Origin of the sequence: Salinibacterium sp. NSLL17, from assembly GCF_015864935.1 — a bacterium.
Lineage (GTDB): Bacteria > Actinomycetota > Actinomycetes > Actinomycetales > Microbacteriaceae > Rhodoglobus.
The window spans coordinates 797,342-812,765 of the sequence record NZ_JADYWH010000001.1; the positions used below are offsets into that span (position 1 = coordinate 797,342).

Sequence of the window (15,424 nt, forward strand, 5' to 3'; positions counted from 1 at the left end):
GTCGTTACCTGCGTGTGCACCCGGCGCGACCGCGATTTTCTAGGTCTTGCGCAGCAAAACCTTTGAGACCGCATGGTCGGCATCTTTGCGAAGAATGAGCGATGCCCGTGGTCGTGTGGGGCGAACGTTCTGGATGAGGTTGGGCTCGTTGGTGCGCTTCCACACTTCTTGAGCGCGTGCGCGGGCTGCACTCTCGCTGAGGTCGGCAAAGCGGTGAAAGTAGGATCGCGGGTTGCTGAACGCACCGCGCTGGAGTCTCAGGAAGCGCTCCTCATACCAGTGCGCAATGTCGCTCGTGCGGGCATCCACATAGATGGTGAAGTCGAAGAGGTCACTGACGGCGAGGCTATTTCCCGCGCTTGGTGGTTGCAGCACGTTGAGGCCTTCGACGATGAGTACGTCGGGTTTGCGCACAGTCACGGCCGCATCCGGAATGATGTCGTAGGCCAGATGAGAATAGAACGGGGCGCGCACCACAGGCTCGCCGGCTTTGATCTTGCTCACGAAGCGGAGCAGCGCTCGGCGGTCGTAGCTTTCAGGAAACCCTTTGCGTTCGAGGATGCCGCGGCGTTCGAGTTCTGCGTTGGGGTGCAGGAAGCCATCGGTAGTGAGGAGTTCGACGCGTGGTGTGCCTTCCCAGCGGGAGAGCAACTCGCGGAGCAGCCGGGCGATCGTGGACTTTCCGACGGCGACCGACCCTGCGACACCAATGACAAATGGGGTGCGCCCGGTGGATGCTCCCAAGAACTGGGTGGTCGCGGAGTGCAGCTGTTGGGCGTTCTCTGCATACAGATTCAAGAGGCGACTGAGGGGGAGATACACCTCAGCAACTTCGGTGAGGTCGAGTTCGTCGCCGAGTCCGCGCAACTCAATGAGCTCCGCCTGGGTCAGGGGAACTTTCATTTTCGGGGCAAGTTCAGCCCAATCGCTCCGATCGATTTCTAGAAAGGGAGAGATGTGACCGTGTCCGGAGCCATGTTCATGCATCCCGAACATCCTATCTGCGCACGGATACCCAGCTTGGGGAACTAAACTCGTCTCCATGTGTGGAATCGTCGGTTACGTTGGTAACGAAAAAAGCCTTGAGGTTCTCCTCGGCGGTCTAAAGCGTCTCGAATACCGGGGTTACGACTCCGCCGGTGTTGCAATCATTGATGAGGCTGGAGTGCTCGGAACGCGCAAGCGTGCCGGCAAGCTGCAGATGCTCTTGGATGACCTCGAAGCCGAGCCTCTGAGCAACGGCGCCACCGGTATCGGCCACACTCGCTGGGCGACCCACGGTGGCCCCACCGATGTGAACGCGCACCCGCACTTGAGCCGTGATTCAAAGCTCGCGCTCATTCACAACGGCATCATCGAGAACTTCTCTGAGCTGAAGAACGAGCTGCTGCTTGAGGGCGAAACTTTCATCAGCGAGACCGACACTGAGGTGGCGGCGCTCTTGGTTGGGCGCGAGTACGACAAGACGGGTGACCTCACTGCAGCGATGCAGAGCGTTGTTGCGCGTCTCGAGGGTGCCTTCACTCTTCTTGCCGTGCACCAAGACCAGCCTCGGGTTGTTGTCGGCGCTCGCCGCAACTCACCCCTCGTTATCGGTTTGGGCGACGGCGAAAACTTTTTGGGCTCTGACGTTGCGGCTTTCGTGGAGTTCACCCGCCGCGCGGTTGCGATCGGCCAGGACCAGATCGTGACGATCCGTCCTGACTCCGTTGATGTCATCGACTTCGATGGCAACCCTGTTGAGGTCGAAGAATTCGATATCGCGTGGGACGCCTCAGCATCCGAAAAGGGTGGCTGGTCGAGCTTCATGGCTAAGGAAATCAGCGAAGAGCCGGATGCCGTAGCCAACACCATTCTTGGTCGTGTTCAGGATGGGCTGGTCAAGCTCACCGAATTCGAGCCCCTCGGAGACGATGTCATTGCGAACATCGACCGCATCGTCATCATTGCGTGTGGAACCGCGGCCTACGCGGGAATGCTCGGCAAGTACGCCATTGAGGCGTGGGCGCGCGTTCCTGTTGATGTTGAGCTCGCTCACGAGTTCCGCTACCGCAACCCGATTTTGACGGACCGCACTCTCGTGATCTCGATCAGCCAGTCGGGCGAAACCATGGACACGCTGATGGCGGTCAAGTTCGCTATGGAGTCCGGCGCGAAGGTTGTCTCGGTGTGCAACACGCACGGCGCAACGATTCCGCGTGAATCGCACGCTGTTGTCTATACGCACGCTGGTCCTGAAGTTGCTGTGGCATCCACGAAGGCTTTCGTTGCCCAAGCGACCGCGCTGTACTTGATTGGTCTGCACATCGCGGGCGTGCGCGGCACGCTCAGCGAAGAAGAGATTCGCGACAATGTGACCGAGTTGCAGGCTATTCCCGACAAAATCTCTGAGGTCTTGGTGACCTCGCAGTCGATCAAGCAGCTTGCGCACTGGATGACGGACACCCAGTCGGTGCTCTTCCTCGGTCGCCACGTTGGCTACCCGATCGCGCTCGAGGGTGCACTCAAGCTCAAGGAGCTCGCGTACATCCACGCTGAGGGGTTCGCCGCAGGCGAGCTCAAGCACGGTCCGATCGCGCTCATCGAGCCCGGTCAGGTTGTCTTCGTGATCGTTCCGAGCCCGCGCGACCCCAACTCCTTGCACAAGAAGGTTGTCTCCAACATTCAGGAGATTCGTGCTCGGGGCGCTCGCGTTATCGCGATTGCCGAAAAGGGCGACGCTGCAGTGCTGCCGTTCGCCGATGAGGTTATTCCGATTCCGTTGGCCGGTTCGTTCTTTGAACCGCTGCTTGCTGTCATCCCGTTGCACATCTTCGGCATGGAGCTTTCTGCTGCGAAGGGACTCGACGTCGATCAGCCTCGCAACCTCGCGAAGTCTGTCACCGTCGAATAGGTTTCACCGTGATTGTGGGGATCGGTGTGGATGTCGTCGATATCGCCCGCTTCGAGCGAGCGTTGCAGCGCACACCGACCCTCACATCGCGCCTGTTCTCTGAGAGCGAACAGCTCAAGGATGGCAAACCTCGCCCCCTGCGCTCGCTAGCGGGGCGTTTTGCGGCGAAAGAAGCACTCATTAAGGCGCTCGGCGACTCTTCCGGAGTGACCTGGCACGACATGCGGGTGGTTTCCGATCAGCTCGGTAATCCTTCGCTTGAGCTCCACAACTCGACCAAAGCCATTGCCGAACGTCGCGGAATCACCTCGGTGCACCTGTCGATGAGTCACGACGCCGGAATCGCGATCGCCTATGTCATCGCGGAGGCACACCATGGCTGATCTTCGACTCGCCACCATCAACACGGCGGCCATCACTCACAACGTTGAGACCCTGCGTGCGCTCGTTGCGCCGGTGCAGGTGATGGCTGTTGTCAAAGCCAATGGGTACGGCCACGGTGCTATCGAGAGTGCCCGTGCGGCTCTCGCGGGAGGCGCCGACTGGCTCGGCGTTGCTGATCTGACCGAGGCCTTTGGCGTGCGCGGCGCCGGCATCGACGCTCCGCTGCTGGCGTGGTTGCACCAGCCGGGGGCAGCGTTTGGCGAAGCGGTTCGCGCGAACATCGACCTCGGCGTGAGCAGCACCGAGCAGCTGCATGAGGTTGCCGCGACATCCGATACTGCGTTCGTGCATTTGAAAGTCGATACAGGCTTGCATCGCAATGGCGCCTTCCTTGAAGAGTGGCACCAGTTCTTCGAAGCGGCGGTTGTTCACGAGCTCGCGGGTCGCATTCGCGTGCGGGGTCTGTGGAGTCACCTCGCCAATGCGGGCGCCGAGCACGACGCTGACCAGATTGAGCAGTTCTCGGCCGCGGTCGCCATGGCAGAGTCGGTAGGGCTCCGCCCCGAGCTGCGCCACCTGGCCGCATCAGAGGGCGCGATCAAACATCCTTCTGCCCGGTTTGATCTCGTTCGTGTCGGCATCAGCAGCTATGGCCTGTCGCCCGCCGGCGACGTGGATGCCGCGGCTCTTGGCCTTGTGCCGGCAATGACTCTCAGCGCTCCTGTCGTGTCGGTGAAGCGAGTTACGGCCGGTTCTGGGGTTTCCTATGGCTATGCCTATCGCTGCGAGCAGGACACGACGCTCGCGCTTGTGCCGCTTGGCTACGGCGATGGTGTTCCTCGTCACGCCTCCAATCGCGGGCCAGTCTCCATCAACGGTGTCGTTGGTCGGGTCGCGGGGCGAGTTGCGATGGATCAGATTGTTGTCGATATGGGCGATGCGAACGTTGCGGTCGGCGACCGGGCAATTCTTTTCGGTGACCCAGCACAGTCAGTTCCGACAGCGGATGATTGGGCTGCGGCCGCTGACACCATCAATTACGAAATCGTGACCCGCATCGGTTCTCGTGTTACCCGCAGGTATGAGTCGTGACCACTCTGACAATCGCTTCTCCCGACAGCATGGCCGAGCTCGGGGCCGTTATTGCCGCGCAACTCGTGGCCGGTGATCTGGTGATGCTCAATGGTGAACTTGGCGCGGGAAAGACAACGCTGACGCGGGCGATCGGGGAGACTCTCGGCATCCGGGGCACGGTCACGAGCCCCACTTTTGTTCTGGCGCGCACGCATCCGCGACTCGACGGCTCGGGAGCAGAAGTCTCGCACACCGAGGCGCCTCCGCTCGTGCACGTCGACGCGTACCGCCTCGGTAGCGCCGTTGAACTCGACGACCTCGACATCGACTTTGAGGCATCCATCGTCGTTGTCGAATGGGGTGCAGGCCTGCTCGATGGAGTGAGTGAGAGCTGGCTCACGGTCGATATTGTGCGCCCGGTGGGTGCTGGGGCGGCAGATGAGAATCCCGCTTCAGGCTGCGACAGTGCCGCCATCGATCACACCGATGACTTTGCCGAAGAAGCAATCGAACCACGCACCGTTACCGTGACCGGAAACGGCCCGAGGTGGGCAGACATGGAGTGGCTTAATGCTGTTAGCGATTGATACCTCGGCGGGCACGAGTGTCGCGATCGTTGACGCTCAGGGTGTGGTGCATGCGGAACGTAATTCATCAGATACTCGCAAGCACGCCGAAGTGGTTGGCGACTTCATCCACGGCTGCATTGCCGACGCTGGGTGCGCTGTAACCGACCTGACCGGTGTCGTGGCGGGAATGGGCCCAGGGCCCTTTACCGGTCTGCGGGTGGGCATCGTGGCGGCTCGAGCGTTTGCGTTCGGCGCTGGCGTGCCTGTGCTGCCCGTTGTGACCCACGACGCGATTGCCCTTGGCGAAACGGAACCGATCGTTGTGGCGACCGACGCCCGTCGCAAAGAACTTTACTGGTCGACCTATGAAGGGTCGGATGCCGCGGGCTTGCCCGTGCGCGTTGCTGGACCCGCGCTCGCCCCTGCCGCCGCGCTCGCCGCGAGCGTTCCGAATTTCGACCACTTTCAGCTGAGGGACTCGGAGCCTGTGCTGGCCTCGAACCTGGCTCGCCTTGCGTTTCTGCTGCGCGAACACAATCGCCCCTTCGCTGGCGAAGAAGCGCTCTACTTGCGTTCGCCAGACATCACGCTCTCTGCAGGGCCGAAACGAGTGACCGCATGAGCTGGCAATTGCGCCGCGCTACTGAGAGCGACCTCGATGGAATCATGGCCATCGAGCACAGCGAGTTCGCAAACGACGCGTGGTCGAGCGACATGATGCGTGCCGAGATTCGTGACAACCACGGGTACTACGTGATCGCGCATCCGGTGGGGGAGCCCACGGTGGTGACGGCCTATGCAGGTTTACGGTCACCCTTTCGGTCGCCGCAAGCGGACATCCAGACGATTGCTGTTTCTTCGGATGCCCGCCGCCAGGGCATCGGCCGGGCGCTCATGCATGCGCTCATGGTGGAAGCTCGTGATCGTGGAGCGAGCGAACTCTTTCTCGAGGTTCGCGACGACAATCCTTCTGCGCAGCGTTTGTACGATTCGCTCGGGTTCGAGCGTATTGCGGTGCGACCGAACTATTACCAACCGGATGGGGTTGATGCCATCGTGATGCGACTCACTATTCCTGAACCCAAGCTTTCACCGGCGGTGGGCGCATGATGACGAATTCAGTGCCAGCGGTAGCACGCTCTCCCCTTTCGGGACAGCTTCCCGCCAACACCACGAATCCCCTTGTGTTGGGTATCGAGACGAGCTGCGACGAGACCGGCATCGGTATCGTGCGTGGCAACCATTTGTTAGCCAACGTGATCTCATCCTCGATGGATGAACATGCCCGTTACGGGGGAGTGGTGCCGGAGGTTGCGGCCCGCGCGCACCTCGAGGCGATGCAACCGGCGTTGGAGCAGGCGCTCGCCGAAGCCGGCGTTGAGTTGTCAGAGCTAGATGCGATCGCGGTCACGAGTGGTCCGGGGCTTGCAGGCGCGCTCATGGTCGGAGTCGCGGCGGCGAAGGCGCTCGCGGTGGCCACGGGTAAACCGCTGTATGCGGTCAATCATTTGGTGGGCCACGTCGGCGCGGATGTTTTGCGTGACGATGGAACTGAGATTGAACTTCCCACGATCGCGCTGTTGGTGTCTGGCGGCCATACGTCGCTGCTCGAAGTGCGTGACCTGGTCTCTGATGTTGAGCTCCTCGGCGAGACGATCGACGATGCTGCGGGCGAGGCTTTCGATAAGGTCGCGCGTTTGCTCGGCTTGCCGTATCCGGGCGGGCCGCACATCGACCGTGTGGCGGTGGGAGGCAACCCGAAGGCGATCCGTTTTCCGCGGGGACTCACCCATGCCAAAGACGTTGACCGTCACCGCTACGATTTTTCGTTCTCGGGCCTCAAAACGTCGGTTGCTCGGTGGGTTGAGCGCGAGCAAGACGCGGGTACCGATTTTTCGATTGCGGATGTCGCGGCAAGCTTCCGCGAGGCCGTCGTTGATGTTCTCCTCACCAAGGCCGTCTCAGCGTGTGTCGATCGCGGAGTTCCTCGCCTTTTGCTCGGTGGCGGAGTCGTGGCGAATGCGCGAGTTCGCGAGCTCGCTCGGGAGCGTTGCGCGGAGGCAGGGATCGAATTGCGCATTCCGCCGTTGTCGCTCTGTACCGACAACGGGGCGATGATCGCAGCGCTGGGCGCCCAGCTGATTATGGCAAGCAAAGAACCCTCAACGTTGGGCTTTAGTGCTGATTCGACGCTCCCGGTCACCCAAATTCAGGCGTAACGCTGGCGAGAAATCTGGGGGTGCTGCGTTGACAGGCTTCTTTCAGGCTGAGAATATAGGTGCGCCGGTTTCGGCATCATCACCAAAGGAGACCTTCGTCATGTCAGAACCCACGCCTTACGCCGCATCGCCCGCAGGCGCGCCGGTTGCCAAATGGAACGTCCTCTCGATCATCTCCCTCGTGACGTCGGTTCTCGGCCTCAGCCTCGTCGGCATCATCCTCGGGCACATCAGCCTGAGCCAGATCAAGAAGACGGGTGAGCAGGGCAACGTGCTCGCCATCATCGGCCTCGTCCTCGGATACCTCGGTTTCGTTGTCTTCCTCTTCCTCGCCATTGGCTTCGTCGTCACTCTCGGCGCTGTAGGAACCTCGTACTAAGTAGCAACTCACGAAAAGGGCCCGCACGCGAGTGCGGGCCCTTTTCTGTGGGGAGAGTCTTGCTAAAGTGTGCGCATGGCTACCAACAACTCAGACGACTCAATTCCGTCGATCTCAACGCCCGGCGCGTCCTCAACTTCCGGCGAGCCCCTGGCGAAGGCCACTCCCTCAGCTAAGAAGCCCGCAGCGAAGAAGTCGCCTGCCGCCAAGTCGACCACCGCATCCGAATCGACTTCTGCGGCCAAGGTAACCGCCGGGCCCAAGGTCAGTGCAGCAAAGAACACTCCAGCTAAGTCCGCAACCGCTAAGGCCTCAACAACGAAGGCTACGGCGACGAAGGCCGCCACTGCGAAGTCGACGACGGCCAAGGCTGCCACGACGAAAGCTGCAGCCACGAAGGCCGCCGCCGCTAAGACGACCGCGGCCACTACTGCAGCGGCTAAGACGGCCAAGGCAAATGAAACGGCTGCGTCCGCGTCTGCTGCGCCGACCGCAAGCAGCACGGGATCAAGTGTCCCGCCGGTATCGTCAGCGCCCAAGGCCGCCCCGGCTGCCCCCGCAGCGAGCGACGCCGTGAGCGCTGTTTCGCCCGCGGTAACACCACCCGCTGCAGCCGCTAATGATCCCTACTCTGCCCCGACCGGAACCCCAATTCCCGGCTATGCAGCCGGCGCCACCCCCGGTCAGGCGCCATATACGCCAGTCCCTGCCGGTCCGCCGCAGGGCCTGTCGATCGCCTCGATGGTTACCGGAATCGTGGGTGTCTTGTTGACCTTCGTCGGTATGGGACTCCTGCCTGCCGCAGCAGCCGTAGTTCTCGGACATCTAGCGCAGAAGAAGCAGAAGTATGCCCGGCCGTTCTGGTTGACCGGTCTCATCACGGGTTATGTCGGAGTCGGGCTGAGCATCATCATTGGGCTCGTCGTCGCAGCGGTATTCTTTCTGCCGTTCATGCTCATGGGTGGAAACGACTACCGCTTCTAATCGCCACTCTCCGCTGAGCTTCTCGCTCACCCGTTGCGGCGAGCTGCCTAGTCTCAGGCCGGCGTTGGCGTGACGCGCTGCGCAAGCAGTGCGCGCCGCTTGCCAGCAACGCGCGTCAGAATCAAGGTCGCGCTGTTCTCGCCCTTGAGCGAGAGTGACGTTCTAAAAGTCGCGGGGTCGATATCGACCCCGCGCTTTTTGATTTCCAGGGTGCCGATCTTGCGCGCCGCCAGTTCCTTTTTGAGTGAGCGCTTGTCGAGAGTGAAGTCCTCGACGATCTCGAAGCAGGTGGCGAACGGGCTCGCGACAGCGGCATCCGCACTGAAGTAGGCGATTGAAGTGTCGAGCATGCGCCCGTTCAGTTGTCGTGCGAGATCCCCGATGAGGCGCGCGCGGATGACAGCGCCGTCGGGTTCGTAGAGAAACTGCCCGAGCTCTCCCGCGGGTTCGTCTTCGCTGTCAGCGGCTGCCGTGAGTTCAGCGGTGCCGTGGTCTCCGATCACGAGGGCTGCTCGCCGGATGCCGGGGCGGGCGACAGCCCCAAACCAGAGTCCGAGCTCAACAACTTCGCGCCCAACAGAGATCCACTGGGCTTCGGCGGTGTCGGGGATGAGGTCGCGGTCGATTCCGGGGCCGAGTTTGATGCCGGTGGGGTAGCGCTCGGCAAGTCCGAACGCAAAGTCGAGGGAGGGCGTCCAGTCGGCGGGGTTAGTGAGGCGAACCCGGGCGTCGCGGCGAGCAGGATCGAGATACACGCCGTCGATGCCAGCGAGGTCGGCGGTTTCGGCGTCGCCATGAACGACCTGAGCGTTGCTCCACGGCGCGAGGTTGAAGCTGGCAATGGCGGCGGTGGTTTCGTCACGCTCAACGGCGGTGACGTTGATCTCGAGGGCCGCGATGGCGAGCGCATCCGCTCCAATGCCGCAGCCGAGGTCGGCCACCCATTTCACGCCGGCCTTCGAGAACCGACCGGCGTGCTGGGCGGCAACGGAAAGGCGAGTTGCTTGTTCGAGGCCAGCCTCGGTGAAGAGCATCCGGTCGGCAAACGGGCCAAACTTGCTGGCCGCTTTCGCGCGAAGTTTGGATTGGCTCAGCACGGCGGCAACTAGGCCGGGGCTGTGGCCGGCCTTGCGAAGCTCGGCGACGGTGCGCACGATTTCGTCACTCGAGTGCCAGGTCGGCAGCGAGTCCAAGAGGCGAAGGCCCTCGGCTGAAAGTAGCTCGCGCAATTCGCTCTGATTCATTCTCTAACCGTATCCGCATCCGTATTGGCACTCACGTTGATCGAGTGCCAACCAAGCCGTATAGTTGATCTGGCACTCCCGTACGGAGTGTGCCAGCCCAAGCACTTTAGAAAGAGGTCAAACGTGTCGGTGTCCATTAAGCCGCTCGAAGATCGCATTGTTATCAAGCAGGTCGATGCAGAACAGACCACCGCGTCTGGGCTCGTCATTCCTGACACTGCGAAAGAGAAGCCCCAAGAGGGTGAAGTAGTCGCTGTAGGTCCCGGTCGTATCGACGACAACGGAAACCGCGTGCCGCTCGACATCGCAGTTGGTGACAAGGTCATCTACTCCAAGTACGGCGGAACCGAGGTGAAGTACGACGGAGAAGACCTTCTCGTACTTTCGGCTCGCGACGTTCTCGCTGTCATCGTTCGCTAAGTAGTCTCTCGCTCACGCGAAACTAACTTTCTCGTCTCCCGTTCGCGGTGAGGCGTTTCGAAAGCCCAGGGCCTCGGCTCTGGGCTTTCGTCGTTCCTGGTGGCTTTCATGGGCAGCATCCGACCCTAGGATTTAGTAGTGACCTCCACTTCTTCGGCGACTGATCGCGTCTCGCCTAGCGGCCTCGGCTTTGCTATTTCTGCCTACGTCCTGTGGGGCGCGATGCCGATCGTGTTTTTCTCGCTCAAAGAGTCGGGAGCGATCGAGATTGTCGCGTGGCGAATCGTGCTGTCGCTGGTGTTTTGCGCGGCACTTCTGGTGGTCACGCGGGGATACGCACGGGTCATGGCGATCGTCCGCGATCGTCGTACCTTCTGGATGTTGGGCTTGGGCGGCGCCTTTGTTGTCGTCAACTGGCTCATTTATGTGTACGCGAGCCTGAACGGCCACATTGTTGAGGCTGCTCTCGGCTATTTCACGAACCCGATTGTCACGGTGCTGCTCGGGGTGCTCGTGTTGCGCGAGCGACTTCGCCCGCTGCAGTGGGTTGCCCTTGCGATCAGCGCGCTCGCTGTTCTCGTCTTGGCCATTGGCTACGGCAGCTTTCCGTGGATCGCGTTGGGCCTCGCTTTCAGCTTCGGTCTTTATGGGCTCGTGAAGAAAAGCGTGGGTCCGAAGGCGGATGCCGTGGGCGGCCTCGCCGTCGAGACCGCCTTTCTGACGCCGGTTGCGATCGTTGTTCTGCTCGTTCTTGCGGCTAACGGGCAGCTCGCGGCGGGCACTGCGGGCCCGGGACACCTCACTTTGACGCTCTTTTTGGGTGCCATCACCGCGATCCCGTTGATTCTGTTTGCTGCTGCAGCGCGGCGGTTGCCGCTCACCTATATGGGCTTGGCCCAGTACTTGGCACCGATCCTCCAACTCATTGTTGGCGTCTTTGTGTTCCATGAGGCGATGCCGCCAGAGCGCTGGTTGGGCTTCGCGATCGTCTGGGTGGCGCTCGCCATTCTTACGTATGACCTGTTTCGGCACTCTTCTCGTACGCGGCTCGGTTCAGCCGCTGAAGCTCCGGGCGCACCGTAGTATTCCTCTGAAGGTGCGTGATCGCCCGAGATTGGGCACCGAGAGAGGTAAATCAATGACGAGGTTTCGCACGACTCGACGTGTGATTGTGGCGGCAACTATCGTTGTGGCTCTCGCAGCGTGCAGTTCACCGACGCCGTCGGCAACGCCGGTTGCGGCATCAACGCCGACGGCAACTCCCGCTCCGGTCGTGACGCCGACGGGCGATGGCGTTCTTCGTATTGGAACGGTCTTTCCCACCAGTGGCACGTTCTCCTTCTTGGCTGCAGCGCAAAAAGCGGGTGTTGCGGCAGCGGTGAAAGAAATAAATGCTGCCGGGGGAGTCAACGGTGAGCCTGTCGAGATTGTGGCGGTCGATTCGGGCGAGGCTAAGAACACGAAGCTGGAATCAGGTTTCAAGACCCTGGTGTCAAAGGATGTCGACGTGGTGATCGGCCCGTCATCGTCGGTGCTGGCGCAGCGAGCGATGCCGTTGGCGATAGACGCGAAGATCCCTCTCATCTCGCCCGCCGCAACGCTGTCGAGTCTCGACGACGTTTTTGATGACGGCTACTTCTTCCGCACCATCCCGGCCTACGACCAGCAGGGCTATGCGCTCGCTGAGGCATTGGCTGGCGGCGACACAACCCAGAGAATCGCTTTTGTCTATGTCGACGACGACGAGGGTGCAGCGCTGCACGATACCTTCGTCGAGGCGCTCGCCGAGTACGACACGGAACTCGTCGCGGATGAGGTCTTTACGAGTGCAACGACGAAGTTCGACACGATTACGGCCAGCCTGAAAAAGGCGGAACCCGACATCGTGGTGATTGGGTCGACTTATGAGGCTGAGAAAGCAACGAAAGCGGCAATCGAGAAGATCGTGGCTGCGGGGTACAAGGGTTCGGAGCTCTGGCTCACCTCGCTGAACACGGGCGACTATTCGCAAGCGTTCAAGAACGGCACGCTCAAGGGCGTTCGCGGGGTGATTGAGGGAGTTCAGCCGTCGAAGACCTTCACCGCCACGCTCAAGGCCACCAACTCAAAGTTGACAACCTACCGCTACGGGGCCGAAGCGTATGACGCCACGATGGTGGCGGCGCTCGCTGCAATCGTGGCGGGGGACGATGCGGGTGAGGCCATCGCCGGTTCGCTTTACGATGTCTCGAAAAGCGGTGTGAAATGTCTGAGTTTTGAGGAATGCCTCGAAGTGCTCAAGACCACGAACGACATCGACTACGACGGTGTTTCTGGCCCCGTGAACTTCACTCCTGGTGGCAACGTAGAGCCCGCATTCTGGGGTTACTACACTTATGACGGCGAAAATAAGTTCGTCTATAAGACTGGCTCAATCGTCGGCTAGGTCGAGTGCCGCCCGGATTGGGGGCGAGATTGTGCCCATAAATGGCCCGCTCTGAGTTCTTCTTTTCAGCATTGGCCAGTACCGTAACAATGCCGCTCTCTGTTGGGGGTGGTAGATAGGAGCGACTGTGATGACATCCATGCCCTATGGATCACGCGTGTCGTTGCGAACCCGTCGCGGGTTCACGGCAGTTGCAGGCGTTATCGCTGCGGCCCTTGTGTTGAGCGGATGCTCGGCCGAGGCGCCGGTTGAAGAGACCCCTGCGCCCAAAGATTTGACTCTCACCGTCGGAGCCCTGGTGCCCGAGTCGGGAGCGCTCGACAAATTCGGTCCGGCAGTGTCTGCTGCGATCGCATTGGCTGCTCAAGATGTGAATGACGCCAATGCCAAGCTCACGGTGAACGTGGAGTCGGCTGATTCCGGCGACTCCACGGGAACGACCGCTGAGGATGCCGTCACGGAGTTGCTCGCTGCTCGCGCAACAGTGATTATCGGCGGACTCTCCAACGGTATTTCCAAGAAAGTGATCGACAAGATCACGGAAGCGGGCGTTGTCGAGATCTCGCCGGCGAACGATTCTCCTGACTTCTCCAACTACGGTGACAACAACCTGTACTGGCGCACCTCGCCGTCCTGCGCGCTCGAAGGCACCGCATTAGGCAATGAGATGGCAGAGCGAATTGGTGAGGGATCAATCGCGATCCTCTCCGAGGACACCCTGTGTGAACCGCTTCTCCCGCGTGCCTTGAGCGAGGCATTCTTGCGCGGTGGTGGCGAATTGCTTTCGCAAGAGATGATCGATGAAAGCGCTATCGATCTCGATGAGCAGATCGATCGAGCGATCGCAGCCAAACCGGATGCCGTAGCAATCGTGGGTTCAAAGCTCTCCGAGAAGATTGCCAAGGCTTTCATCGCTGCGGGTTACTCGGGCGACCAGCTCTTCTTTACCGGGCTATCGCTCGGCGAGCGTGGCTCGGGATTCGCGGCGGGCAGCCTGACCGGTTCCATCGTGACGCATCCGGGGCTTGATGTTTCGACGATCTCGGACTTCACCGATCGACTGCTGGAAATCAACCCCAGCCTCAAGGACTTCAGCTACGCCGCTGAGAGCTATGACGCGGTCATCCTCGCGAGCTTGGCGGCCTTGGCCTCGCAGAAAATTTCGGGAGAAGCAATCTCGAGCAAGCTGCAAGAGGTCTCCGGTGGCAGTGGTGACGGCGAAGTGGCGACAACATTTGCGGATGCCGCGAAGATTGTGCTCGATGGGCGCACCGTTGATTACGACGGTGTTTCAGGCCCGATAACCCTCAATGACAATGGTGATCCACAGGGCGCCATCATTGGGATTTACCAGTACGGTAGCGACAACGTGTACACCCGGATTAACTGAGAAACGCCCTTGTTTCTCAAAGTCTACGAATGGTAACGATTCCCAAGAGCGTTACAAGGCTGTAGTACAGACGTATTGTGCGGATGTGCCGGGTGGGCATAGCTTGACAGTGTGGTGACACGGTAGTGCCACATTTGATTCCTGAACACATTCGAAACGCAAGGAGCAACATGAGCGTATTCGCGAAGGCTACGGCCTCCCCATCACGGTCCAAGCGGACCCTGTTGAGCGGTCTCGCAATCGTCGGTGCAAGCGCACTGGTATTGGCTGGCTGTGCTACTGACGGTGGAGAAACCTCCACTGGATCCGAGGGTGGCGAACTGTCCCTCAAGCTTGGAACGGCACTGCCCGTAACCGGTAACCTCGCATTCCTCGGCCCGCCCGAGATCGCAGGAACCGAGTACGCAGCGTCACAGGTGAACGAAGCCGACGCTGGCATCCAGATCGACCTCATTCAGGGCGACTCCGGTGACACCGACAACAAGGCATACGAGACTGAAATCCCTCGCCTGCTCGGTGAAGACGTTTCCGCAATTCTTGGTGCAGCATCCTCGGGTGTTTCGCTTCAGTTCATTGACCAGGTTGTTGGCGCTGGAGTAATCCAGTTCTCGCCGGCAAACACCTCGGCCGCATTCACAACGTACGACGACAAGGGCCTGTACTTCCGTACCGCTCCTTCCGACGTGCTTCAGGGTGAGGTTCTCGGTAACCTGATCGCTGGCGATGGTCACGAGACCCTCGGCATGATCGTTCTCAATGACTCCTACGGAACCGGTCTTGCCGGCTACACGCAGGAAGCATTCGAAGCCGCCGGTGGTGAAGTTGTTTCACAGCCCACCTACAACACCGGTGACACCACGTTCGATGCTCAGATCTCTGAAGTTCTTGCTTCGGACCCTGACGCCATCGCACTGATCACGTTCGAAGAAGTTTCGACCATGCTCCCGAGCATCGTCAGCAGCTTCCCGGCCGAGAACCTCTACTTCGTAGACGGTAACCTCGCCAACTTCGGTGATGAGTTTGCTACTGGAACCCTCGAGGGCGCCAAGGGAACTCTTCCCGGCCTGAGCGTCGACACGATTGCTGACTTCACGTCGGCCGTCAACGACTTCTGGGTCGAATCCGGACAGCCTGAGCTCGAAGAGTTCAGCTATGCAGCAGAGTCCTACGACTCGGTAATCCTTCTTGCTCTCGCATCGCTCGCAGCCGGTTCAACCGACTCCGCAGCAATCGCTGAGAAGCTTCAGGAAGTATCGGGTGGTTCGGGCAACGGCGAGAAGTGCACCACTTTCGCTGACTGTGCAGAAATCATCAACGGTGGCGGCGTAGCTGACTACGACGGCATCTCTGGTCCGATCACCTTCGATGAGCTCGGTGACCCCACCGAAGCTCAGGTTGGTATCTACCAGTACGGTGAAGACAACACCTACAGCGCTTACTAAA

Annotated in this window: 16 protein-coding genes; 14 read left to right on the forward strand and 2 right to left on the reverse strand. The window is 60.5% G+C overall.

Annotated elements, in window-relative coordinates:
- Positions 1 to 39: 39 nt before the first annotated feature.
- The gene (gene coaA / locus I6E51_RS03860; RefSeq protein WP_197106424.1) at positions 40 to 996 is read right to left on the reverse strand and encodes a type I pantothenate kinase; all 957 of its coding nucleotides are present in this window, start codon (positions 994 to 996) and stop codon (positions 40 to 42) included.
- Positions 997 to 1,042: 46 nt separating this feature from the next.
- Between coaA and glmS the strand changes: the two genes are divergently transcribed.
- The 9 genes from glmS to I6E51_RS03905 all read left to right on the forward strand — a co-directional run bounded on the left by glmS (position 1,043) and on the right by I6E51_RS03905 (position 8,502).
- Positions 1,043 to 2,893 (forward strand): glutamine--fructose-6-phosphate transaminase (isomerizing), encoded by a 1,851-nt coding sequence (glmS, locus tag I6E51_RS03865; RefSeq protein WP_197106423.1) that lies wholly within the window; start codon positions 1,043 to 1,045, stop codon positions 2,891 to 2,893.
- 8 nt (positions 2,894 to 2,901) lie between these two features.
- Complete coding sequence (locus tag I6E51_RS03870; protein ID WP_197106422.1) at positions 2,902 to 3,276, forward strand: holo-ACP synthase; 375 nt, start codon at positions 2,902 to 2,904, stop codon at positions 3,274 to 3,276.
- Positions 3,269 to 4,369, forward strand: a complete 1,101-nt coding sequence (alr, locus tag I6E51_RS03875) for an alanine racemase (RefSeq protein ID WP_197109492.1) — start codon at positions 3,269 to 3,271, stop codon at positions 4,367 to 4,369. Before I6E51_RS03870 ends, alr begins: the two co-directional genes overlap by 8 nt.
- A complete protein-coding gene (tsaE, locus tag I6E51_RS03880) occupies positions 4,366 to 4,938 on the forward strand; it encodes a tRNA (adenosine(37)-N6)-threonylcarbamoyltransferase complex ATPase subunit type 1 TsaE (RefSeq protein WP_307783796.1) in 573 nt (190 codons plus the stop codon). Before alr ends, tsaE begins: the two co-directional genes overlap by 4 nt.
- A complete protein-coding gene (tsaB, locus tag I6E51_RS03885; protein WP_197109493.1) occupies positions 4,922 to 5,542 on the forward strand; it encodes a tRNA (adenosine(37)-N6)-threonylcarbamoyltransferase complex dimerization subunit type 1 TsaB in 621 nt (206 codons plus the stop codon). Before tsaE ends, tsaB begins: the two co-directional genes overlap by 17 nt.
- Positions 5,539 to 6,030, forward strand: coding sequence for a ribosomal protein S18-alanine N-acetyltransferase (rimI, locus tag I6E51_RS03890; RefSeq protein WP_197106419.1), 492 nt, complete (start codon positions 5,539 to 5,541; stop codon positions 6,028 to 6,030). The genes tsaB and rimI overlap by 4 nt, the downstream gene beginning before the upstream one ends.
- Positions 6,030 to 7,139, forward strand: a complete 1,110-nt coding sequence (gene tsaD / locus I6E51_RS03895; RefSeq protein ID WP_231599846.1) for a tRNA (adenosine(37)-N6)-threonylcarbamoyltransferase complex transferase subunit TsaD — start codon at positions 6,030 to 6,032, stop codon at positions 7,137 to 7,139. The genes rimI and tsaD overlap by 1 nt, the downstream gene beginning before the upstream one ends.
- Positions 7,140 to 7,239: 100 nt before the next feature.
- Entirely contained in the window at positions 7,240 to 7,518 is a 279-nt protein-coding gene (locus I6E51_RS03900) for a DUF4190 domain-containing protein (RefSeq protein WP_197106418.1), read from the forward strand.
- Between the two features lie 75 nt (positions 7,519 to 7,593).
- Positions 7,594 to 8,502 (forward strand): DUF4190 domain-containing protein, encoded by a 909-nt coding sequence (locus I6E51_RS03905; RefSeq protein WP_197109494.1) that lies wholly within the window; start codon positions 7,594 to 7,596, stop codon positions 8,500 to 8,502.
- Between the two features lie 53 nt (positions 8,503 to 8,555).
- Here I6E51_RS03905 and I6E51_RS03910 read toward each other — a convergent pair whose 3' ends face one another.
- The gene (locus tag I6E51_RS03910; protein WP_197106416.1) at positions 8,556 to 9,746 is read right to left on the reverse strand and encodes a class I SAM-dependent methyltransferase; all 1,191 of its coding nucleotides are present in this window, start codon (positions 9,744 to 9,746) and stop codon (positions 8,556 to 8,558) included.
- 123 nt (positions 9,747 to 9,869) lie between these two features.
- On the opposite strand from I6E51_RS03910, the gene groES reads away from it, so the two are divergent.
- From groES to I6E51_RS03935, 5 genes are all read left to right on the forward strand, one after another.
- Positions 9,870 to 10,166, forward strand: a complete 297-nt coding sequence (groES, locus tag I6E51_RS03915) for a co-chaperone GroES (RefSeq protein ID WP_197106415.1) — start codon at positions 9,870 to 9,872, stop codon at positions 10,164 to 10,166.
- Positions 10,167 to 10,304: 138 nt separating this feature from the next.
- Positions 10,305 to 11,249: an EamA family transporter RarD gene (gene rarD, locus I6E51_RS03920; RefSeq protein ID WP_197109495.1), complete on the forward strand. Its 945-nt coding sequence runs from the start codon at positions 10,305 to 10,307 to the stop codon at positions 11,247 to 11,249.
- Between the two features lie 55 nt (positions 11,250 to 11,304).
- Entirely contained in the window at positions 11,305 to 12,591 is a 1,287-nt protein-coding gene (locus I6E51_RS03925) for an ABC transporter substrate-binding protein (RefSeq protein WP_197109496.1), read from the forward strand.
- A gap of 130 nt (positions 12,592 to 12,721) precedes the next feature.
- A complete protein-coding gene (locus I6E51_RS03930; RefSeq protein WP_197109497.1) occupies positions 12,722 to 13,981 on the forward strand; it encodes an ABC transporter substrate-binding protein in 1,260 nt (419 codons plus the stop codon).
- Between the two features lie 170 nt (positions 13,982 to 14,151).
- On the forward strand, positions 14,152 to 15,423 hold the full coding sequence (locus tag I6E51_RS03935; RefSeq protein WP_197109498.1) for an ABC transporter substrate-binding protein: 1,272 nt from the start codon (positions 14,152 to 14,154) through the stop codon (positions 15,421 to 15,423).
- The last annotated feature ends 1 nt before the right edge of the window (position 15,424 follow it).